Consider the following 21,916-nt stretch of genomic DNA (forward strand, 5'->3'; position numbering starts at 1 on the left):
ATCAACAATAGTTATGAGTCATGCAAAGGGATTAATTTTTTTAGGACCTCCGGGTTCAGGAAAAGGAACCCAAGCCCAACTTTTATCAAAACAATTAGCAATGCCCCATATCTCAACCGGAGAAATATTAAGGGAAGCAATCAGTAAAAAGACAGAATTAGGAGAAAAAGCTCAATTTTACGTTTATCAAGGAGAGTTAGTGCCTGACGAGTTACTGTTAGACTTAATTAGAGAACGATTTAACCAGAATGATATCCAAAGTGGATGGATTTTAGATGGTTTTCCCCGGAACGTTTCCCAGGCAACTTTTTTGGATAAACTTTTATTAGAGTTAGGGAAATTTTCGGAACAAGTTATCAATTTGGAAGTATCCGATAAGCGGCTTGTTGAACGACTTCTATTAAGGGGTCGTAAAGACGATACTGCAGAAACCATTCGTCGTCGATTAGAAGTTTATCGAGAGAAAACACAGCCAGTTATTGATTATTATCGACAACATTGTCGGTTAACTTCTGTGGATGGAAACCACACACTAGAAGAAGTAACTGCCTCTTTGAAAGAGGTTATTACCATTTGATTGAGCGATAGAGTTAAACCTAAATTGATGAACTCCGCGACCTCAAAATTTTTGATAAGATGAGCGGAGAGTATGAACTATAGCGCTCACACGTTTGACTACTGAAATTAACTAATTCCTATTTTTAGTGTACCATTTGAGGCTTAATCTTTTGTCTAAACAAGATTTAATTGAAATGGAGGGAACAGTAACAGAATCTCTCCCTAATGCTATGTTTAGAGTTGATCTTGATAACGGATTTAATGTGTTAGCTCATATTTCAGGGAAAATACGTCGTAACTATATTAAAATTCTGCCAGGTGATCGCGTTAAGGTTGAATTAACTCCTTACGATCTAACTAAGGGGAGAATTACTTATCGGCTAAAGACGAAAAAATAAGGGATCATTTGGCTGAAGCTCGATAACAATTCCTTAAGAAAATTGTTACATTGACTAAATTTGAAGACAATTATTGTTATAATAATAAGCTTGCAGTCGAAGCTGTAGAAACTAAAATGAAAGTTAGAGCATCAGTAAAGAAAATGTGTGAAAAATGTCGGGTTATCCGACGGCGTGGGCGGGTGATGGTCATTTGTACCAATCCTAAACACAAACAACGTCAAGGTTAGTCGTTGTAGTTATACAAGAATGAAACAATTTCTAAAAACGCAAACAGCAATATTGTAGAGGGAGAAAAAACGTGGCAAGGATAGCTGGGGTAGACCTGCCTCGGGATAAACGGGTGGAGATTAGTCTAACTTATTTATTTGGCATCGGTCTATCGAGGTCTCAAAAAATTTTAGCAGAAACAGGAGTTAATCCCGATACTCGGGTTAGAGATTTAAGCGATGAAGAGGTTGCCGCTTTGCGTGCTTACATCGAAACTAACTATCAAATCGAAGGGGATTTGAGACGTTGGGAGGCGATGAACATCAAGCGCCTAGCAGATATTGGTACCTATAGAGGTCGTCGTCATCGCCAAGGGCTACCAGTGCGGGGACAACGTACTAGAACCAATGCTCGTACTCGTCGCGGTAGAAGACTTACCGTTGCTGGGAAGAAAAAGGCCCCCTCTAAAAAATAATAGGTTTCTATTGGTAATTGAGTTAGACAGAAAATTCAGTAAAGAACTATGGCGCGACCAACAAAAAAAAGCGGTGCAAAGAAGCAGAAAAAAAATGTTCCTAATGGCATTGCTCACATCCAATCTACCTTCAATAATACTATCGTTACCATTGCTGATACAAAAGGTGATGTCGTTTCTTGGGCATCAGCTGGCTCAAGCGGTTTTAAGGGAGCAAAAAAAGGGACTCCCTTTGCGGCACAGACTGCGGCCGATTCAGCTGGTCGACGAGCGATTGATCAAGGAATGCGGCAAATTGAAGTTATGGTCAGTGGTCCGGGAGCAGGACGTGAAACAGCTATTCGTGCTCTTCAAGGCGCAGGGCTAGAAATTACCCTTATTCGCGACGTTACTCCTATACCTCACAATGGCTGTCGTCCACCAAAACGACGCCGAGTTTAGCCAACGGTCGTGAATCTTTTAAAGATACAAAAGTTGACGTTGGACAAGGCGCTGATCCGCGTCTTAGAGGCATTTGACAATGAAGGGAGGTCATGGTCGTGGCGCAGTTTCAAATTGAGTGTATTGAGTCTAAGACTCAAAAGAACCAGAGTCAATACAGTAAGTTTATCCTAGAACCTCTAGAACGAGGACAAGGAACAACGATGGGTAATGCTCTAAGACGAGTATTACTAGCTAATTTAGAGGGAACATCGGTCACGGCAATTCGTATTGCAGGAGTTAACCACGAATTTGCAACCATTCCAGGGGTTAGAGAGGATGTATTGGAGATCATGTTAAACATGAAAGAAATTGTCCTTAAAAGTTATAGTGATCAGCCGCAAATTGGTCGTTTAGTAGCGACAGGGGCTGCCACCGTAACTGCGGCTAATTTCGAGTTACCCTCAGAAGTAGAGGCTATTGATCCGACCCAGTACATTGCTACTCTGACAGAAGGGGCAAAGTTGGAGATGGAGTTTCGAGTTGAAAAAGGAACCGGATATAAAGGAATTTCTCGTCAGAAAGATGAATCTTCTTCTCTGGATTTCTTACAAATCGATGCAGTTTTCATGCCGGTCACCAAAGTTAATTATAGTGTAGAAGACATTAGGGGAGATGGGACTGAACCTAAAGATAGACTTATTTTAGAGATCTGGACAAATGGCAGTTTTAATCCAAAAGATGCTCTTTCTGAGGCAGCAGAGATTGTAGTGGACTTATTTAGTCCTCTTAAAGATCTCAATCAACTTGAAACTAGTCCCCCTGATTATCAAGACGACGATAATCCTCAAAGTCAGATTCCTATCGAAGAACTGCAACTTTCGGTGCGAGCTTACAATTGTCTGAAAAGGGCACAGATAAACACAGTCGCAGATTTATTGGATTATAGTCAAGAAGATCTTCTTGAGATCAAGAATTTTGGGCAGAAATCTGCAGAAGAAGTGATTGAAGCATTACAAAAACGCTTGGGCATTACCTTACCTCAGGAAAAAGCTAAGCCATGATTTAAGTCTTCAGATTATAGTGTTGCACGACAAAAATCTGAGGACTTAAACTTGATCCATTACATTACACTTTACTTTAGGAGGAGTAAGAGTTATGCGTCATCAATGTCGTGTCCCCCAATTGGGCAAGCCAGCAGACCAACGAAAAGCTTTGTTGCGAGCACTCACAACGGAGTTGATTCGTCACGGTCAAATCACAACTACTAAAACTAGAGCTAAAGCAGTGCGCTCTGAAGTGGAAAGAATGATTACTTTAGCCAAAGATGGCTCTTTGGCAGCTAGACGCAGAGCAATGGGCTATATTTACGATAAGCAATTGGTCCATGCCCTATTTGCAGAAGCAAAAGATCGCTATAGTAATCGTAATGGTGGTTACACTCGGGTCGCTCGCACTTTACGCCGTCGCGGAGATAACGCGGAAATGGCCATTATCGAGCTTGTCTAAATTGTTTTGAAATTTGTTGCCGAGTTTATGAACCGGACCCAACCACAAGAAAAACAAAGAGTTGCCCTGGTTATTCAGTATCTAGGGAGTTGCTTTCATGGTTGGCAATGGCAGCCTAATCAGCGAACTATTCAAGCAGAAATCGAAACAGTTATTGCGCAAGTTCTTGAAACTAGAGTTACCTTGCACGGTGCAGGACGAACAGATGCTGGAGTACATGCAGCTGCTCAGGTGGCTCACTTTGATTGTTCTAGTCCCATTCCTGCCACTCGATGGGCAAAGATTATCAATTCCCGTCTGCATGAAGATATTCTCATTCGAGCCTCAGCCCTTGTTGCTAAAAACTGGCATGCTCGTTTTTCAGCTCAGTGGCGACGCTATCGCTATACTCTCTATACAGAAAATCTGCCCAACCTATTCATAAAACCCTTTAGTTGGCACTATTATCATTCACCCTTAGATGAATCTCTAATGAACAGAGCTCTGAAACCATTGATGGGAAAACATCACCTAGCGGCTTTTTGTCGTACTGGTTCCCATCGTGAACATTATTGGGTTGAAATTCAAGCGGCTCATTGTTATCGGCAAGGGCCTTTTGTTCATATAGAAATTCAGGCCAATGGTTTTTTGTATGGGATGGTACGTTTATTAGTAGGGATATTAGTTGAAGTAGGCAGTGGTAAGCGTTCTGCCGACGAATTTACCGATATTTGGATGAATCAAAGAAGAGAAGAAGTTAAGTATTCTGCTCCAGCTAAAGGATTGTGTTTGCTGAGGGTCGGTTATCAAAATTTTCCTTTTCCTTCTAGTGTTTGGTTTGATACTCAACCATTTTTTGTATTTCATCAAAATTCTGTACCACAGTTTTCCGTGGATGAGCGGCCTATGGATTTGTGCCATCAGTCCCTAGAAGACTCAATAAAATAAACTTTCTCTTAAATTACTCACTGAGTTATCCATGAATAAAACCCTAACTTCAACTCTAGAAAATATTGAACACGAATGGTATGTTGTCGATGCAACGGACCAACGTTTGGGGCGTTTAGCCTGTGAAATTGCAAAAGTTTTACGAGGAAAAAATAAACCAACCTTCGCTCCCCATATGGACACAGGAGACTTTGTTATTGTAGTCAATGCCGAAAAGGTTATGGTAACTGGTAAAAAAAATTCCCAGAAACTATACCGTCGTCATTCTGGACGACCAGGGGGAATGAAAATAGAGACCTTTGAAAAACTTCAGTCCCGTATTCCTGAGAGAATTGTCGAAAAAGCTGTCAAGGGCATGCTACCAAAGAACGCCTTGGGTCGTAAGTTATTTACAAAACTCAAAGTGTATTCCGGAGAAATTCATCCTCATCAAGCACAACAGCCTAAGCCACTTAATGTTAACACTATTCCTAATGGAGGAAAAAATTAATGCAAACTACTGCATCTGAAGATAAAGTTGTTTATTGGGGAACCGGACGTCGTAAGTCGGCGATCGCAAGGGTTAGGTTGATACCTGGCAGTGGCGGACTCACTGTCAACGGAAAACCTGGTAACATTTACTTTAACCGAATTGCCTCCTATATCCAGTCAATCAAAGCTCCATTGGAAACCTTGGGGTTAGAGAATAATTATGATATTCTAGTTACCTCTCATGGAGGAGGATTGACCGGTCAAGCGGATGCTGTTAAATTGGGGGTGGCGAGAGCATTATGTGAGTTGGCTCCCGAAAATCGCCAACCCTTAAAAGTTGAAGGGTATTTAACTCGTGATCCTAGAGCAAAAGAACGGAAGAAATACGGCTTACATAAAGCGCGTAAGGCTCCGCAATACTCAAAACGATAGTTTACCCATCTTGTTAGGGATTATTAATCAATCATAGTAAAAGGAGTTTTATGGCTAAACCAAACATTCATCCCACTTGGTATCCTGAATCAAAAGTAATTTGCAATGGGGAAGTCGTTATGACAGTAGGCTCGACTCAACCCGAAATTAATGTGGAAGTTTGGTCGGGAAATCACCCTTTTTATACTGGAACTCAAAAAATGATTGATACGGAAGGACGAATTGATCGTTTCCAAAAACGGTATGGGAACTTTGGTAAAGGAGGCAATAAAAAATCTCAAAAAAAGTCTGATGCTTCCCAAAAATAGCAACACATTATATTGAAAACCGTGGACTCAGCATAAGTTATGCTGAGTCCACGGTTTTCAATATAATGTGTTGCTTCTAGAATACAAGCAGTAGTTAACCAAACTTGAGTAAGATATGATCGCAAATCATCAATTTTGCTCTTGACATTTTGGGTAGATTTAATACAATCCAGCAGAAATTGTCAAGGACACAATCACTCTCGTGAAGTGATTGTGTGTGCTAGTTAATAGGTTATTGACTAATTGAGTCGGACAGAAACTCTTCAGTTGAGATTATTTCAAAAGATTCTATCCTATATTATTTTCCAGTCATATCATCAATCACATAGGCAAAAAAATAGTTGATTACTAGGAGCTTGCTTAATTACTCCGAGAAACACTGAAAATATTACCATCTTCAATATACTAAACAGATATCGTAATTTTTAAATTAATTCAAACCGGCTTGAAAACAAAATCCTTGACATAATCTTGTTATTGTTAAATTAGAAGTATTAAAGTTAAGAGAATCTTATGGCTGAGTCCTATTTATTAGAAAAGTTACGATCTGTCGAGCAGGCCTATGAAGAATTAACTCACCGTTTGGCAGATCCTGACATTGCCACTAACCCTGATGAACTTCAACGGGTGGCTAAAGCTCGTTCATCTTTAGAAGACACTGTTCTCACTTATGAGGCTTGGAAAAAAAATCAAGAAGAATTAACGGGGGCTAAGCAAATTCTTAAAGATGCCGGGGGTGATCTCGAGATGAGAGAAATAGCTTCGCTAGAAGTAGAGGAATTACAAAACAAGTCAGAAAATTTAGAAAAAAAGCTAAAAATCATGTTACTTCCTCGTGATCCCAACGATGATAAAAACATTATGTTAGAAATCCGCGCTGGTACTGGAGGTGATGAAGCTAGTATCTGGGCTGGTGATTTAGTACGGATGTATTCTCGTTATGCAGAAGATCAGAAATGGGTAGTTAAACTAGTAAGTGAATCTTTGGCGGATATGGGTGGGTTTAAGGAAGCCATTCTTGAAATTCAGGGAGAACAAGTTTATAGTAAACTTAAATTTGAGGCTGGAGTCCATAGAGTACAGCGTGTACCTGTGACAGAAGCAGGAGGACGAGTTCATACTTCAACTGCAACAGTGGCAATTATGCCGGAAGTAGATGAAGTAGAAATTGAAATTGATCCCAAAGATATTGAGATATCAACAGCACGTTCAGGGGGGGCAGGAGGACAGAATGTTAACAAAGTAGAAACGGCAGTGGATTTATTCTATAAGCCTTTAGGTATTCGTATCTTCTGCACAGAGGAGCGATCACAGCTACAAAACCGTGAACGAGCAATGCAAATTTTGCGAGCAAAATTATACGAAGTAAAGTTACGGGAACAACAAAACGCGGTTAGTTCGATGCGTAAGTCTCAGGTGGGAACCGGGGCACGTTCTGAGAAGATTAGGACTTACAATTACAAAGACAACCGGATAACGGATCATCGCTTAGGTCAGAATTTTGCTCTTGGGGGAGCTTTGGAAGGAGATATTGAGGATATCATCCAAATCTGTATTAGTCAGGATCAACAGGAACGTTTAGAAGAATTAGCAACTTCTCCAGAAATAGCCGATGCAATCAATTAGTAGGCTTGATAATGTCTAAATCGTTAACAAAAATCAAACATTTTTATGTCTAATAGGATTAGAAATGGTCTTTTATATTAAAAATAAATTAATCAAAAGCAAAAAGAATGTTCATTTATATTGATACAAATTGGTGCTTAGTAGTTAGAGCAGATGGTGTTTTTACCTATTTTATTAACTATAGTCACGGAATTTAATGTTCTTAATATCAAGTCTTGATTGTCTTTTTTAAAATTAATGCTGAGTTTCTACTAACGTTAGCAATACTTACCAAAATAATAAGCTAAACAATAGCATAGAAACTATAGTGTATCTATAAATCTATTGAATCCAGATTAACTATAGTACATTATAGGTTAGATTTGATAAATAAAAATTATCAATTTTTTTAAAAAAATAAATATAATTAAAACCATATGAAGTGTCTTTTCAATTATGTATCTATTCTAAATAACACTTCATTATAATTATACTACTCCCCAAAATAAATATTCTATTATAGGTTATGGACATCACTATAACACTACCCGACTTCTGTACAAATCAGTTACTTTGATGGAAAATGTAGAACATAACTTGAGTAATATTTTAGGGTTTACTCCAGCAGCGATGTCAACATTAAGTTGACATTTTTATATGATGGCAGCTGCTATGGAATCGGCTAGGGTTATTTTGTCCGGAGTTAGAATTGTCGTCACTCATTTCGTTAGTTGAATTGTTAGTATATTGATTATTGTCAATATATGAAAATTGTTAAAAGAATTCTTTCAGTTAGTGGTTTATGAAGTTACTACTAAAATTGATAAGTGTGCTGTTCGCACTGATTTCTATAAATTTCTACAAGTGAATCAAATTCATAACCTATATATTTTGGGAATCAATACTACATTCCTAACAGCACATTGAGTTATTTCCCAAGGTTATCTAGTTGACAAATGTTTGGACCACATTGGTCAGGGGTTACATAATGAATTGAGTATTGATCATTTAAGACTACAAGTTGAATCAGACAATTCACAACATCCTTGTACACTAGATCTAACAGAAAGAGTTAGATAGTAAATAATTGAGTTCTTTAATTTATCGTTTATAAATTAAAGAACTATTTTGATTTTTAAGAGGAATCGTATGTCTTTTGTTGGTTTACATATTCACAGTGAATATAGTCTACTTGATGGAGCATCTCAACTTAATGCTTTGGTTGATCGTGCCTTGGAATTAGGAATGCCAGCGATTGCCCTAACAGATCATGGGGTAATGTACGGAGCGATCGAACTTATGAAAGTTTGCCGTGATAAAGGAATTAAACCTATTATAGGCAATGAGATGTATGTTATTAATGAAGATATTGAAGTTAATAAACGTTATCGAAGATATCATCAAGTTGTCTTAGCTAAAAATATTCAAGGCTATAGAAATTTAGTAAAATTAACAACTATATCTCACCTCAAAGGCATTCAAGGCAAGGGCATTTTTTCTCGTCCTTGTATTAATAAGAAATTACTAGAGCAATATCATGAAGGGTTAATTGTTACTAGTGCTTGTATAGGAGGAGAGATTCCCCAAAGAATTTTGGCAGGAGATTTGAAAGGAGCTAAACAAATTGCTGAATGGTATCAGAACTTATTTCAAGATGACTTCTATCTAGAGATTCAAGATCATGGCTCAAGAGAAGATCGAATTGTTAATCGAGAAATTGTAAAAATTGCCGATCAATTAAAGATTAAAATTATTGCAACTAATGACTCTCATTTTATCTCTTGTTATGATGTAGAAGCTCATGATGCCTTACTTTGTATTCAGACACAGAAATTAATTACAGAAGATAAACGACTTAGATATAGTGGAACTGAATATTTAAAATCTGCAGAAGAAATGAGGTTGTTATTTCGAGATCATCTTCCTAATAATGTTATTGAAGAGTCAATAAATAATACTTTAGAAGTTGCCAATAAAATTGAATATTATAAAAATATATTTGGAGAACCTCGCATTCCTAATTACCCTGTTCCTTCAGGACATAATCCTGATAGTTATATTGAAGAAATGGCATGGGAAGGGTTGATAGAAAGGTTAAAATGTTGTTCTCGTAAGGAGATACCAGATAGCTATCAAGAAAGATTAATATATGAATTAAAAATATTACAAAAAATGGGGTTTTCCGGTTACTTTCTAGTAGTTTGGGATTATATTAAGTATGCAAGAGATCACAAAATTCCTGTAGGTCCTGGAAGAGGATCTGCTGCAGGCTCCTTAGTCGCTTATTCCTTAAAAATTACTAATATAGATCCAGTTCATCACGGACTTTTATTCGAAAGATTTTTGAATCCTGAACGAAAATCTATGCCCGATGTTGATACGGATTTTTGCATTGAAAGACGGGATGAAATGATAAAGTATGTCACAGAAAAATATGGAGAAGCTAATGTTGCTCAAATTATTACTTTTAACCGCATGACTTCTAAAGCTGTTTTAAAGGATGTGGCAAGAGTATTAAACATTTCTTACGCAGACTCCGATAAAATGGCAAAAATGATTCCAGTCTCACGGGGAAAACCTACTAAACTAAAAGTAATGATTTCTGGCGAAACACCGGAGCCAAAATTTAAAGAAGCTTATGATAATCAAAAAGTAGATATTAAAGATGATAAAGGAAACGTGATTGGTAAAATCCCTGTAAGTAACTGGGTGGAGATGGCAATTCGTATTGAAGGAACTAATAAAACTTTTGGAGTTCATGCTGCAGGTGTAGTTATTTCTTCTGAACCTTTAGACGAAATTGTTCCCCTTCAAAAAAATAATGAAGGAGCAGTTATCACTCAATATTTTATGGAAGATTTAGAGTCCCTAGGTTTGTTAAAAATGGACTTTTTGGGATTAAGAAATTTGACAACTATCCAGAAAACAGCAGACTTAATTAAGCAAAATAGAAATCTAGATTTAGATTTAGATCAATTACCCCTAGAAGAGAGAAAAGCCTTACAAATTATTGCTAAAGGAACTGCTAAAAAACTTCCAATTGACATAGAAAAAACCTATAAACTTCTAGCAAAAGGAGATTTAGAAGGAATTTTTCAGTTAGAATCATCGGGAATGAAGCAAATTGTTAAAGATCTTAAACCATCAGGAATTGAAGACATTTCCTCTATCCTAGCTCTTTATCGTCCTGGACCTTTAGATGCAGGACTAATTCCTAAATTTATTGATCGTAAACATGGGAAAGAAGCAATTCAATATGAACATTTTTTATTGGAATCTATTCTGAAGGAAACTTATGCTGTCTTAGTTTATCAAGAACAAATCATGAAGATGGCACAAGATTTAGCTGGTTATTCTTTAGGAGAAGCAGATTTATTACGTCGCGCAATGGGGAAAAAGAAAATCTCAGAGATGAAAAAGCATCGAGAGATTTTTATTGATGGATCGACTAAAAATGGCGTTCCTAGAAACATTGCAGAGAATCTATATGAACAAATGGTTAAATTTGCAGAATATTGTTTAAGTTATGAGACAGAAATATTGACTGTCGAATATGGAGCAATTCCCATCGGGAAAATAGTAGAGGAAGGTCTTAACTGTAGCATTTATACCGTGGACAAAAATGGCTTTGTTTATACTCAACCTATTCAACAGTGGCATTCACGAGGTAAACAAGAACTTTTTGAATATTGTCTTGAGGACGGTTCCATTATCCAAGCAACAAAAGACCATAAATTTATGACTGTTGAAGGTAAAATGTACCCCATTAATGACATTTTCGAACAGGGATTAGAATTAAAGAAAATTTTTCCCGGACATAATGATAAAAAAACTCACCGGATTCAATAATAAACTGGGAACCGTACCACAAACTAACTATTCACTGTAAGCTTTATAGTATGAAACCATTGATTTCCACTTATTGTATCTCCATTTTGGTTGATGTTAAAAAACAATTCTATTAACTCAAGTATATATCTAGATTAAAGATTACAATGTACTTGAATCCAAACTTTGTGCAGCCTCAGGAGTTAAGGGTAAATGCAACCCACATTCCTGCTTAAGTCCATGAAAACGACCATCTCGTTCACTTTCATCTCCTGCTATCACAGGACGACTTGAATGCCAATCTCCGACTGAAACATATCCTTTGTCAAAATAAGGATGATAAGGTAGATTATGAGTTTTCAAATACTGATGAATATCACGGGAACTCCAATGTAAAATCGGATAAATTTTATAGTAATTTCCTTGTTTTTCTACTCTTTCTAAAGATTCCCTATGACTCGTTTGAGCTCTACGCAACCCGGCTAACCAAGCTGTAGCATTTAATTCAAGCAACGCCCTTTGCATCGGTTCTACTTTGCGGATATGATCATACTGGTTAAGAGACTCCAAATCCTTTTTATCCCACAGTTTTCCATAAAGAGCTTCCATACGTCCTGGGGTAAGAGAAGACTGATATACTCTCAAATCAAGCTTTAATCGTTTACTTAGTTCTTCAGCAAAACGATAAGTCTCTACGGGAAGATATCCAGTGTCAACCCAGATTACAGGAATATTAGGGATAATTTGAGTTACCAAATGAAGCATGACTGCCGCTTGTATGCCAAAACTAGTACTCATTACCAATCCCTCTTCAAATGTAGTGGAAGACCAATCAACTACATTTTGGGCACTAGCTTCAAGGTGTAGTTGATTGGTTGCTTGTAAGTCAAGACTGGGCCCAATAGTTTTGGAGATGTGGCGTCCTTGAGAACCATAAGTAGAGACAGATTTGGTCCCATTTACTTGTACTTGGGTGTTGAGCAAATTGATATGGGGCATTCGGTAACTGTTTCCCTGGTGTTCAACAAACTTAATATTAAGCAATGGTATCTATCAAAGTTGAACGACCCCATCGACGTCCTCGCCGTTAATTGCTGACGCAATTGTTAAAGAGACTCGGGCATTTCGACATCGAAACTTGTGATCCTTCTAAAATTTGATTTTAACCAAAATTTTATACCTTTATCACTCCATTCTATCCTAGTTCCAAAAAGAACGACTCTTATAGCTAATTCATTATATTTTTTTAAGATTAAGCCTAACTAAAATATTGAATCGATGGACCCAAGAGTCATTGAGCGATATGATTGTCTAGACACTGTAACTGATATGACTTGAGTTGACAGACCTACTTAAATCAATCATGTTGCAAAAAACACTCTGCTGTCGGACAGCCAGTAGAAGTTAACCAAATACTTGTGGCGGGGAATCTCGAGCGAGTTTAGAACCCTTGCTTTTTGAATAAGACAAACCCAATGAAACAAGAACCCTACTTGATTCCACCGGTGGGAGTGTTAATTAAATATAAACTCTAGGTTCAATTCAACAGTGGCAACAAAGGGATGATTTACCAGCGAGTATTAGTTAAACTAAGCGGCGAAGCATTAATAGGCAACCTAGGCTATGGCATTGACCCTAAAGTGGTGGCCGAAATTGCTCAGGAAATTTCGGATGTCATTAAATATGGCACTCAATTGGCCATCGTTGTTGGGGGAGGGAATATCTTTCGTGGAGTTAAAGCGGCCTCGGCCGGTATGGACCGAGCAACAGCTGACTACATCGGTATGATTGCTACAGTTATGAATGCTATGACTTTGCAAGATGCTCTAGAACGAAGGGGAATTCCTACACGAGTCCTGACAGCTATAGCTATGCAAGAAGTAGCTGAACCCTATATCCGTCGTCGTGCTATTCGTCATCTTGAAAAAGGACGCGTGGTTATTTTTGGTGCTGGCTCGGGGAATCCCTTTTTTACCACTGATACTACAGCTGCACTCCGGGCTGCCGAGATCGATGCGGAGGTAGTTTTTAAGGCGACAAAAGTCGATGGGATTTACGATAGTGATCCCAATATCAACCCGAAGGCTCATCGTTATCAAAGTCTGACCTACGGTCATGTATTAGCCAATGATCTACGGGTAATGGATGGAACAGCGATAGCCCTTTGTAAAGAAAATAATATCCCAATCGTTGTCTTTAATCTTTCGGTTCGGGGTAACATCCTTCGAGCCATCAAAGGAGACGCGGTTGGTACACTTGTGGGAGGTTTCTGTGAAGTTAGTTGAACTTGAAGATCATATGCAAAAATCCATTGAGGCTACTCAACGGTCTTTCAATACTATTAGAACAGGAAGAGCTAATGCTTCGCTTCTTGATAGGGTAATAGTTGAATACTATGGGACAGAAACTCCCCTAAATCAACTGGCTAACATTAGTATTCCCGATGCTAGTACTATTAACATACTACCCTATGATAAAAGCAGCATGGGAGCAATAGAAAAAGCTATTAGCCTTTCAGATATTGGTTTAACCCCTAATAATGATGGTAAGGTTATTCGTTTAAATATTCCTCCCTTAACGGAAGAAAGGCGCAAAGAAATGGTTAAATTAGCTGGAAAGTTGGCTGAGGAGGGGAAAGTCTCTATCCGAAATGTCCGTCGAGATTTCATTGATGCAGTACGTAAACAAGAAAAGAATAATGATATTTCTGAGGATGAATCACATGATTTACGGAATGAGATTCAGAAGATAACTGACAAGTTTACGACGAAAATTGACGATTTGTTCAAGATCAAGGAAAAAGATATTATGACAGTTTAATTCGCATTATATATACCTGTCTAAAGCCAGTCTCAGTATCAGTAAGAGATTGACCTCATCAATATAAGCCCTTACTAACTCCTAATAGAATAGAAATTTCATTAACTCCAACACTCCTTGCTTTTTGAGAGCAGGGAGTGTTGGAGTTAATGTTGAACCACAGGAAATAATATAGATGAATATCTATGATAATCATCTTCCCACTGTAGCTATTGGATTAGCTGATTACTCTATTGAAGATAACCCTTACGTAAATCCAACTATTCAATATAAATCATCAAATTTATCTCCTTAAATTAGCTAAATAACAACAGTTATTATCTGTATTTCTAGACTGTCGAATAGTTGTTATATAGTGATCAGAAAAGCTAAAAATGTATTTAGAAAAACAGTTTTTCCTTAGAACAAACTGTTTATTGTGCTAATACTTTTAAACAAATTTTTAACCTAATAACGAGCAGATACTATACGATTTAAACTAACCGTATAGATAAAATCACTGAAGTTCTCCTAAAAATCAGTGAGTTAATATTAAAGTAACGGTCCCAACCAATTAACTGACATCTTTAATAAAGTATCCAAGCTTATCACTAATGTGAGACCTTCATTTCCTAGAAAAGTGAAGACTATAATGACTATTCAAACTAGAAGATAGCGGGAACCTGAGTAAGCATAGAAGACATAAATTGTAATGCCAAAATCGCTAGAATGGGAGAAAGGTCTAATCCGCCTAAAGGAGGAATAATAGACCGAAAAATGTTGAGATAGGGATCAGTGATAGGACTTAGGAACGCCATTATACTATAAGCCCATTCAGTACTTTGGAACCAAGAGAGTAAGATTCTAACGAATATCAACAGTAAATATATGTTGATAAAGTTGATCAGGGTTTCAATAATTAGTGCAGCAGCCATAAGTTACAATCCTCCTTAATGAATTGATTACTGTTGTACAAGTTGATCTTAATTGAATATCAAATCTGATTCTTCAATCACAAACTGAGGAGCTCCAGAGGGACCCCAATCGAGTTGATAACGATTATATCAAAAGCTGTTTAAAACAGTTATTACGTAAGTTTTGTTTTAATTAACTCTTGAACTTTCTTCCAGAAGCTTTACTCTTTAGCCGTTATATAACCAGTTTTATTACTTTCCTATATCTTTATGAGTATATTTTATCTTTCACTTTCATAGTCATATTAAGAGATATTACCCTTGATTTTTTTATTTTACAAACCTTTCAATATTGTAAAGAAAAACATTACCTGAACTAGAGACTAAAAAATAACTCTTTCCAGAAAAAGTAACTTAACAATATTTGAATATTAGGTTAATTTAATTTTTTTTATTTAAGCAATCCAGTAGTTTTAAGAACCTTTAGACCCCAATGATTTATACCTATTTATTTATATTTAATATAAGCATTTAGTTTTTTTAGACTCCTATGAGTTCATTAATTCTATCTACCTTTTATATTGATTTATATTCTGAATACTAGATTAGTTTTATAAGTTAAGGTATAGTTCTAGAAAAATTTGTAAACTACTCTAGTCTATTTAAAAGCTATTTAAAATTTATTTTGATAGCCCCAAAAAACAAAATAGAATAGCTCATAGTGTTAGTTACTATGATGGATCATGTCAAACTTTTTTAATGATTAAATTTAATTACTGGGAGTCGTAGCTGTTGATGAAGTCCCAAAAGGCACGTCAACAAACCCTAATTCGTATAATTGCTGATAACTTTTTTTTCCTAGATCGGTTGTAGGATTTTGGGAGCGAATGACTTGAACCAATAAAGGAACAGCCAATTCTGGTTTATCTTGTGCTCGATGAACGAGAGCTAATTGATAAGTGGCAGAATCTCTCATTTGACCTGTTTTTAACGCACTATTACGCTGAGATTCATAAATATCACTATCAATTCCTGAAAAACTCTTAGCTAATTGTAAATAGAAATTAGATAACTGATTAAAAATCTTGCGAGCTTGCTGAAGTTTACTAGCCGCTTGATCATAGTTTTCAGTGTTAACAGCTTCATTAGCCTCCGAGACGAGTCTTTGAGCTCCTTGTAGACTAAGTAAACTGTCAGCTTGAGTCAGGGGACGCAAATTAGCAGGATCACTAGGATCTTCATCTGATATTTTTCCTTCGTTATCTGGTATAGATTCAAGCACCTCACCATTATTAGAGCTAATAAGAGATGTTTGAGCTTGGACCGGGCATGATTGGGTAATTACCGAGACTAGCAAGGCAATCATTAGACGATTCAAATTAAAGTAGCGCATTAACACCTTTAACATGGCAGAACTCGCTCGAGCCGAGTTTTGGTAAAACAACTTTATGAAGACTCGAGATATCTTAACATTTGTCTTCCCTTATTAGTTAATTTTTTTACAAAAAGCCACTCAAATTAATGGAGGTTATAGCTCAATTTTATATCAAGAATTGAGTAAAGTTAATTGTTCCTTAAGGATGTTAGTAAGCTCAGTCGCTGCTCCTGGCTGTCCTCTAACTTGTAGTAAGCGATCCTGAATTCCTGCCAGTTGAATAGGATTAGCTAACCAATCTAATATTAACTTGGCGACATCGGTTGGTTGCAATTCTCCCACTAATTCCGGCACGATCTCTTCATTAGCCCAAATATTAGGCCAAGCAAATAATCGTCCCTGTTTGAGTATTATAAAATTAATAATTTTAGCTAAAGTATTTCCCACTAAAGGTAACCCAGCTAAAATTCCTGGAATCCCATCCCAAGTCCGCATAGCATCCAGTTGTTGGGTAGGAAGCAAGACAATCATAGGAATCCCCATTGCCCCCAATTCAGCTGTGTTAGCGCCCACAGTGGTTAAGGCTAGAGAACAATGGCGGAGATAATCATAGGCAGGAAATTGGGTAATTAATTGTACTTTAAGTCCACTAAGAGTCTCTAAATAAGGAGAAGAGGATGAATCAGCACTAGACGTGACTAATTTTGCACACACCCCCCCCATCTTCATCACCATAGGATTTTGACTTGAATCAGCAAAGCTGGCTAGAGTGGATAAATCTAGGGTAGGAGCAACAGGAAGAATAAAACGAGTTTGGGGGTTTTGTTGATAAACTTGTTCGGCAATTGCCAGACATAAAGGAATCCCCTGTATCAGTTTACCTCGTTTTGATCCGGGTAAAATCCCAATGGTAGGGGAAGAATTAATTTCGGATAAACTCACACTAGTAGGAATTAGATCAGCCATTAAATCTCCTACTAAGGTCAGTTTATGTTGATAGGATTTAGGAATGGATTTAATCACATCTGTATTCATAACTCCAAAGCGATCAACCCAACGATACCAACGAGCCTCCCGTTCCGCATAAATGACAGTGCGGTATCTTAATCGTTTGCCGAGTAGTACTGTATAAAATTGATCGCCACCTAGAAACAAGACAATGCCGTATTTATGCCAGTCCCAATTCTCGGCTGTTTTTCCCAATAATAAAAAATCAAAAAAATGTTCACTTGATTGAACCCGATCAACTTCTAGGTAACGACGTACAATGGCAGCTTCTTGACCAGTAGAATGAGGGCAGGGAGATAATACTACAGAAATACGTATTTGAGAGGTATCCCAGCCTGGGTTTTTTCGTATAGCTTTTACTACAGGACGCACCCAGGTAGTTACCTCCCCTGGTCCATTGGATAAAATGAGAATATCGGCTGGTTGCATTGTATAGTTGTCGCTCCTTTTTTAAAAAAATATTTCATCTTCATAATATGCTGAATTCAGTAATTGCTTGCTTTATAAAGATCCTTTCACTGAAGTTTCAATCCTAAGAGGATTATCTTAAGTTTTTCCCCAGAACAGGAAGACATTTGTTATCCTAAGACCCAATAAGTAGGTTGACTTGGTCTGCTCCTAAAATGCCTTTGGCTAAAAAATAAATTATGAATAAGAATCCTTTATTGTCTGCAATTTTCCTTTCTAAGCGTCTAATTTCCAGCTTAACTTTGTTTGGTTGTTTATTTACTGGTGTTCAAGATCTAACTTGGGCAGGCAGTAATCCTGGACTAACAATTTTTAGTGGGGTTGATGACCGTAAAGACATTCTCGATTATCATTTGGATTTTAATGGACGTCCTAGACAAGTAGGGGAACGGTATAGACTTTATGTTCCAGGAAAAAAGTTAACTCAAGGGGCAAGTAAATTTTTTATCTCTTATCTTGAAAAACCTAAATTCGATGGTAAATTTAATCTTGATAAAGTAGAAGTTCGTGTTGATGGTAAGTCTTTACCTTTAAAAGATGTCTATTGGGATAAAGAAAGCCGTGTAGTTGAGATTGAACTAGAAAGACCTATTGAGGCTAGCCAAAAGGCAGAAATTGTCTTTTCTAGTGTAAAAAATCCTAGCAGTGGTACTTATTATTTAATTTGTGATGTTTTGAGTTCAGGAGATATCCCTATTCGTATGTATGTAGGAACCTGGATTGTGTCAATTGAAAGAGTTTAAATTGTTGATTATTGAACCCCTTAAAGAAGAATTAGATAATGATAAGGATTAACAATTATTGATCATTATTTAATTAAACACATCAAACTAGACGTTGCTTACATAAGTTTTTTATAAATGTATTCAAATATTGATAAAGAACTTATGTAAGTCTAAAATTTTTTAGATAAAGTATCTTAACGTTTATCCTATTTATTTTTATTACAATTAGCTTAACAAAAATGATATGATATAAAGGTGAGTAAATAATATTTATTTATAGCTAATAATGGGGATATACAATACTAAATAATTTTGTCTTCTATAGCATCATGCAAAAATATTATTGGTATTTCACCAAAATATTTTTGCATGATGTTGCAAATTTAGATGATATTTATTTAAAATAGGTTTAGACAAAAATTGGTGGTTTCTCGTTTTGTTTCAGTCTGGTCAAGTAAAATGAGAAGTACCAACATAATTTTATATAAAAAAATAATACCCCCGTTTCTAACCTAAGGGATTAAAAGTTAAAATTTTAAAATTTAAAATAAACTTCTTTTAAGATTATTCTTAATAATTAAACTAATATTTTTAAAATATTAAATAACTATCTCTTGAAAAAGAATAAGAAATGTAAAATATTTACTAAATACCACATTGCCAAGTATATTGATGGATTATTTTGCCACTCTTTTATTCTTAAATTAAAAATTTTCTTGACCAAAGCATTATTAAATTTTTTGGAAAGTATTACAGTAGTTTTTAGTTAAAAGTTTAAATATTACTGTTAATATATTTATCTATTGATGGTATTTATACAAAAACAAAGATAATATTATTATTTATTATTAAGCAAGAAATAATAATTATGATTACTGTAATTGTTTTGTTGGCTATTTTTAATAAAAACATAGGTAATTAACATTATTTAGATTAAATAACCTTCTAATTAATAATATTATGCTGTTGTTTGTGAACGAAATTAGTGAAAAATGTTTCATGTTAATTGATATTGATATCGTAAAATTTATTAAATACAGAGGTATATTATTTTTCATAAAACTAAAGCTCAAATGCTTAATATTATAGAACTATAATACTAAAAAAATATAAAGAAACTAAATATAATTTGATTCTATAAAAATGTCTACCTTATAGCTAATTCTAGTCAACAAAAATAATAATCAACTTATCTACTGACTAAGATGATTATTAATCAAACAGCTATTTTATAGTTTAGGTATATTTTTTAGTAGTATTTTTTATGTTCTTATTAATTAGTAATGTCTCGAATAGACTATCTTCTTTATATTTAATATTTTCATTATTCTACTTAACAAAATATCTTATCTGTTTATTGCCTAAAATGTATTTAGTTGCTCAATTATTAAAAAATACATTTGGATGTATCTGTAAAATTATTTTTAAACTTATGGAACAAAGTAACACAGTGCTATTTATTTATATCAGCATTAAGTAATGCTGATATAAATAAATAGATAATAGCAGATTACAAAATAGTTTGAGAACTTTATAATGTCTTGGTTATCCTTAATACTACTATATTTGCCAATTTTTTCTAATTAGTTTTATGAATACTGAATAGATAGGTTTCATATGTAAATGTATTATTTTTGAATACTAACCATTATTTTTAGGTGCATCCTCTATAAAAAACTTTAAGCTGTGTCTCTAAAGAACTATAGTAATTTTAATTTAAATACTAAAATTTTTACCAAAATAAATATTGATAACTTCATATTATTTTTCTACTCTATTGACAAAATTTTTCAGCAACTCCAACAAAGATTTCAACTCCTATAAGTAATGCCGTCTCATCAAAATTAAAACGAGGATGATGATGAGGATTGGTCAACCCTTTATCTTGATTAGCTGACCCTAATAAAAAATAACATCCTGGTATTTCTTCTAAAAAGAAAGACATATCTTCTCCTACCATAGTTTGATAAGAAGAAACAATTCTATCAGAAGTTTTTACAACATCCATAGCTACTGAGCACACTAAATCTGCTATTTTTTTATCATTAATAACTGGAGGATACAACCACCAATAATCTAGCTCATAAGTTGCCCCAAAAGTTTGACAAATTCCTGAAACAATCTCTTCAATACGTTGATTAAAATATCCTTTTAAATTAGGATTAAAATAGCGTACAGTACCACTCATCCTAGCCTTATCTGCAATCAGATTTAATCCTGTTCCTGCGTGCAGTTCTCCTACTGTAATGACAGTTGAGTTAAGGGGATTAACATTACGCGAAACAATCGTTTGCAAAGCATTAATAATTTGAGCACCAACTATCACAGAGTCAACAGTTTGATAAGGCATTGCTCCGTGCCCACCCTTTCCAAAAATGTCTAGATGAAAACACTCTACTGCTGCCATTAATGGTCCACTACTTATCCCTACCGTTCCTAAAGGGAAATTGTTCCACAAATGTAATCCAATAATTGCATCTACATCAGGACTTTTGAGAACTCCTTCATTAATCATCGGTTTTGCCCCTCCTGGACTTTCTTCAGCAGGTTGGAAAATGATCTTGATGGTTCCTTTAAAATCATGGCGATGATGCCATAGATAATAAGCTGTCCCCAAAGCAATTGCTGTATGTCCATCGTGTCCACAGGCATGCATGATACCATCATTTTGAGAACGATAAGGAAGCTCATTCTCTTCTTGAATGGGTAAAGCATCTATGTCAGCCCGAATTGCTAAGACTGGTCCAGGCTGGGAACTGGCAATGGTGGCGACAATTCCTGTTTTAGAAATTCCTGTTTTATGAGGAATACCTATTGTGGTCAAGATTTGGGAGATAAACATACCCGTTACTTGTTCATGAAATCCTAATTCTGGTTGAATATGTAACTGTCTACGCCATTGAACTAATTTTGATTGTAATAAAAGAATATCTGGGCGAATTTTTGAAAAATCAATGCTAGGTGTTGAGAGAATTTCAGGTAAAATCATATGCGATAATAAACAGAAAGAATGCCATCATATCTTATAACAAAAAATATATAGTATACAAATATAGTGTAACTAATTAAATAATTGAGCGTAAAATATAGAGAATTTTTGTCAAAAATATTAATCTTAAAATATTATTTATTTGCTTATCTAATCTCTAATAAAAAACTACATAATTTAAACTATTAAATCAAGATAACTATTGCATAGAACTGAAATTAAGTATAGTCTAATATGCATGTATAGATATAATATATGCTTTATGTTTATGAACAAATAGCGTAATGCTGAACTAATAAAAAATATATAAATACAAAAAATAAAAGTCAGTTTTATATAAGTTGTTTACATTGATTTTATTATTTAAGTTTATTAACTTAATGACATACTAGCAAAAAAGTAATTGTTAAATACTATCTTGTTTTCTAAGACAAAAAAATCCTAAAAAATGTCTTGATTTATTAGCGTAAATTATCTAAATGGTTTTTAGTAAAAAT

The 21,916-nt window shown here is 35.4% G+C and carries 21 protein-coding genes; 16 read left to right on the forward strand and 5 right to left on the reverse strand.

The window, feature by feature from the left end; translation table 11 throughout:
• Window positions 1–13: 13 nt before the first annotated feature.
• From OXU93_RS04200 to OXU93_RS04260, 13 genes are all read left to right on the forward strand, one after another.
• Window positions 14–577 carry an adenylate kinase gene (locus OXU93_RS04200; protein WP_267384676.1) on the forward strand — a complete coding sequence of 188 codons (564 nt, stop codon included), beginning with the start codon at window positions 14–16 and terminating at the stop codon, window positions 575–577.
• A 151-nt stretch (window positions 578–728) separates the two neighbouring features.
• Entirely contained in the window at window positions 729–956 is a 228-nt protein-coding gene (infA, locus tag OXU93_RS04205; RefSeq protein WP_085433775.1) for a translation initiation factor IF-1, read from the forward strand.
• A 116-nt stretch (window positions 957–1,072) separates the two neighbouring features.
• Window positions 1,073–1,186 carry a 50S ribosomal protein L36 gene (gene rpmJ, locus OXU93_RS04210; protein WP_015145004.1) on the forward strand — a complete coding sequence of 38 codons (114 nt, stop codon included), beginning with the start codon at window positions 1,073–1,075 and terminating at the stop codon, window positions 1,184–1,186.
• 71 nt (window positions 1,187–1,257) lie between these two features.
• Window positions 1,258–1,641 (forward strand): 30S ribosomal protein S13, encoded by a 384-nt coding sequence (gene rpsM / locus OXU93_RS04215; protein WP_267384680.1) that lies wholly within the window; start codon window positions 1,258–1,260, stop codon window positions 1,639–1,641.
• 48 nt (window positions 1,642–1,689) lie between these two features.
• Window positions 1,690–2,082 carry a 30S ribosomal protein S11 gene (rpsK, locus tag OXU93_RS04220; protein WP_267384681.1) on the forward strand — a complete coding sequence of 131 codons (393 nt, stop codon included), beginning with the start codon at window positions 1,690–1,692 and terminating at the stop codon, window positions 2,080–2,082.
• 98 nt (window positions 2,083–2,180) lie between these two features.
• Window positions 2,181–3,125: a DNA-directed RNA polymerase subunit alpha gene (locus tag OXU93_RS04225; protein ID WP_267384683.1), complete on the forward strand. Its 945-nt coding sequence runs from the start codon at window positions 2,181–2,183 to the stop codon at window positions 3,123–3,125.
• Between the two features lie 94 nt (window positions 3,126–3,219).
• Window positions 3,220–3,570 (forward strand): 50S ribosomal protein L17, encoded by a 351-nt coding sequence (rplQ, locus tag OXU93_RS04230; RefSeq protein ID WP_267384685.1) that lies wholly within the window; start codon window positions 3,220–3,222, stop codon window positions 3,568–3,570.
• 27 nt (window positions 3,571–3,597) lie between these two features.
• Window positions 3,598–4,497, forward strand: a complete 900-nt coding sequence (gene truA / locus OXU93_RS04235; protein WP_267384686.1) for a tRNA pseudouridine(38-40) synthase TruA — start codon at window positions 3,598–3,600, stop codon at window positions 4,495–4,497.
• Between the two features lie 31 nt (window positions 4,498–4,528).
• Window positions 4,529–4,987, forward strand: a complete 459-nt coding sequence (gene rplM, locus OXU93_RS04240; RefSeq protein ID WP_267384687.1) for a 50S ribosomal protein L13 — start codon at window positions 4,529–4,531, stop codon at window positions 4,985–4,987.
• Window positions 4,987–5,400, forward strand: a complete 414-nt coding sequence (gene rpsI, locus OXU93_RS04245) for a 30S ribosomal protein S9 (protein ID WP_267384688.1) — start codon at window positions 4,987–4,989, stop codon at window positions 5,398–5,400. Before rplM ends, rpsI begins: the two co-directional genes overlap by 1 nt.
• Window positions 5,401–5,450: 50 nt before the next feature.
• Window positions 5,451–5,708 (forward strand): 50S ribosomal protein L31, encoded by a 258-nt coding sequence (gene rpmE / locus OXU93_RS04250; RefSeq protein ID WP_267384689.1) that lies wholly within the window; start codon window positions 5,451–5,453, stop codon window positions 5,706–5,708.
• A gap of 513 nt (window positions 5,709–6,221) precedes the next feature.
• Window positions 6,222–7,334: a peptide chain release factor 1 gene (gene prfA, locus OXU93_RS04255; protein WP_267384691.1), complete on the forward strand. Its 1,113-nt coding sequence runs from the start codon at window positions 6,222–6,224 to the stop codon at window positions 7,332–7,334.
• 1,128 nt (window positions 7,335–8,462) lie between these two features.
• Window positions 8,463–11,162, forward strand: coding sequence for a DNA polymerase III subunit alpha (locus OXU93_RS04260; RefSeq protein WP_267384693.1), 2,700 nt, complete (start codon window positions 8,463–8,465; stop codon window positions 11,160–11,162).
• Window positions 11,163–11,303: 141 nt separating this feature from the next.
• Here OXU93_RS04260 and OXU93_RS04265 read toward each other — a convergent pair whose 3' ends face one another.
• Window positions 11,304–12,140 (reverse strand): phosphoadenylyl-sulfate reductase, encoded by an 837-nt coding sequence (locus OXU93_RS04265; protein ID WP_267384694.1) that lies wholly within the window; start codon window positions 12,138–12,140, stop codon window positions 11,304–11,306.
• A gap of 563 nt (window positions 12,141–12,703) precedes the next feature.
• On the opposite strand from OXU93_RS04265, the gene pyrH reads away from it, so the two are divergent.
• Together pyrH and frr are read left to right on the forward strand one after the other, a co-directional pair.
• Complete coding sequence (gene pyrH / locus OXU93_RS04270) at window positions 12,704–13,426, forward strand: UMP kinase (RefSeq protein ID WP_267384695.1); 723 nt, start codon at window positions 12,704–12,706, stop codon at window positions 13,424–13,426.
• Entirely contained in the window at window positions 13,413–13,961 is a 549-nt protein-coding gene (frr, locus tag OXU93_RS04275) for a ribosome recycling factor (RefSeq protein WP_267384696.1), read from the forward strand. Before pyrH ends, frr begins: the two co-directional genes overlap by 14 nt.
• Before the next feature lie 644 nt (window positions 13,962–14,605).
• Here the strand turns inward: frr and OXU93_RS04280 are convergent.
• The 3 genes from OXU93_RS04280 to OXU93_RS04290 form a co-directional block, all read right to left on the reverse strand.
• A complete protein-coding gene (locus OXU93_RS04280) occupies window positions 14,606–14,875 on the reverse strand; it encodes a YggT family protein (RefSeq protein WP_267384697.1) in 270 nt (89 codons plus the stop codon).
• A 748-nt stretch (window positions 14,876–15,623) separates the two neighbouring features.
• Entirely contained in the window at window positions 15,624–16,262 is a 639-nt protein-coding gene (locus OXU93_RS04285; protein ID WP_267384698.1) for a hypothetical protein, read from the reverse strand.
• A 138-nt stretch (window positions 16,263–16,400) separates the two neighbouring features.
• Window positions 16,401–17,666, reverse strand: a complete 1,266-nt coding sequence (locus OXU93_RS04290; protein ID WP_267384699.1) for a lipid-A-disaccharide synthase — start codon at window positions 17,664–17,666, stop codon at window positions 16,401–16,403.
• A gap of 218 nt (window positions 17,667–17,884) precedes the next feature.
• Here OXU93_RS04290 and OXU93_RS04295 point away from each other — a divergent pair, with 218 nt between their 5' ends.
• Window positions 17,885–18,448, forward strand: a complete 564-nt coding sequence (locus OXU93_RS04295; RefSeq protein ID WP_267384700.1) for a DUF2808 domain-containing protein — start codon at window positions 17,885–17,887, stop codon at window positions 18,446–18,448.
• Window positions 18,449–20,204: 1,756 nt separating this feature from the next.
• Here OXU93_RS04295 and OXU93_RS04300 read toward each other — a convergent pair.
• Window positions 20,205–21,419 carry a M20 metallopeptidase family protein gene (locus OXU93_RS04300; RefSeq protein ID WP_267384702.1) on the reverse strand — a complete coding sequence of 405 codons (1,215 nt, stop codon included), beginning with the start codon at window positions 21,417–21,419 and terminating at the stop codon, window positions 20,205–20,207.
• Window positions 21,420–21,916: the final 497 nt, after the last annotated feature.

It is taken from the genome of Cyanobacterium sp. uoEpiScrs1, assembly GCF_947331815.1.
Classification (GTDB): domain Bacteria; phylum Cyanobacteriota; class Cyanobacteriia; order Cyanobacteriales; family Microcystaceae; genus Rippkaea.

What these genes read in the sequence shown, in the direction of transcription:
- OXU93_RS04200 (WP_267384676.1), top strand. Translation starts at nt 14, where the DNA reads ATGAGTCATGCAAAGGGATTAATTTTTTTAGGACCTCCGGGTTCAGGA.
- rpmJ (WP_015145004.1), top strand. Translation starts at nt 1,073, where the DNA reads ATGAAAGTTAGAGCATCAGTAAAGAAAATGTGTGAAAAATGTCGGGTT.
- rpsK (WP_267384681.1), top strand. Translation starts at nt 1,690, where the DNA reads ATGGCGCGACCAACAAAAAAAAGCGGTGCAAAGAAGCAGAAAAAAAAT.
- rplQ (WP_267384685.1), top strand. Translation starts at nt 3,220, where the DNA reads ATGCGTCATCAATGTCGTGTCCCCCAATTGGGCAAGCCAGCAGACCAA.
- truA (WP_267384686.1), top strand. Translation starts at nt 3,598, where the DNA reads ATGAACCGGACCCAACCACAAGAAAAACAAAGAGTTGCCCTGGTTATT.
- rplM (WP_267384687.1), top strand. Translation starts at nt 4,529, where the DNA reads ATGAATAAAACCCTAACTTCAACTCTAGAAAATATTGAACACGAATGG.
- rpsI (WP_267384688.1), top strand. Translation starts at nt 4,987, where the DNA reads ATGCAAACTACTGCATCTGAAGATAAAGTTGTTTATTGGGGAACCGGA.
- rpmE (WP_267384689.1), top strand. Translation starts at nt 5,451, where the DNA reads ATGGCTAAACCAAACATTCATCCCACTTGGTATCCTGAATCAAAAGTA.
- prfA (WP_267384691.1), top strand. Translation starts at nt 6,222, where the DNA reads ATGGCTGAGTCCTATTTATTAGAAAAGTTACGATCTGTCGAGCAGGCC.
- OXU93_RS04260 (WP_267384693.1), top strand. Translation starts at nt 8,463, where the DNA reads ATGTCTTTTGTTGGTTTACATATTCACAGTGAATATAGTCTACTTGAT.
- OXU93_RS04265 (WP_267384694.1), bottom strand. Translation starts at nt 12,140, where the DNA reads ATGCCCCATATCAATTTGCTCAACACCCAAGTACAAGTAAATGGGACC.
- pyrH (WP_267384695.1), top strand. Translation starts at nt 12,704, where the DNA reads ATGATTTACCAGCGAGTATTAGTTAAACTAAGCGGCGAAGCATTAATA.
- OXU93_RS04280 (WP_267384697.1), bottom strand. Translation starts at nt 14,875, where the DNA reads ATGGCTGCTGCACTAATTATTGAAACCCTGATCAACTTTATCAACATA.
- OXU93_RS04285 (WP_267384698.1), bottom strand. Translation starts at nt 16,262, where the DNA reads ATGTTAAAGGTGTTAATGCGCTACTTTAATTTGAATCGTCTAATGATT.
- OXU93_RS04290 (WP_267384699.1), bottom strand. Translation starts at nt 17,666, where the DNA reads ATGCAACCAGCCGATATTCTCATTTTATCCAATGGACCAGGGGAGGTA.
- OXU93_RS04295 (WP_267384700.1), top strand. Translation starts at nt 17,885, where the DNA reads ATGAATAAGAATCCTTTATTGTCTGCAATTTTCCTTTCTAAGCGTCTA.
- OXU93_RS04300 (WP_267384702.1), bottom strand. Translation starts at nt 21,419, where the DNA reads ATGATTTTACCTGAAATTCTCTCAACACCTAGCATTGATTTTTCAAAA.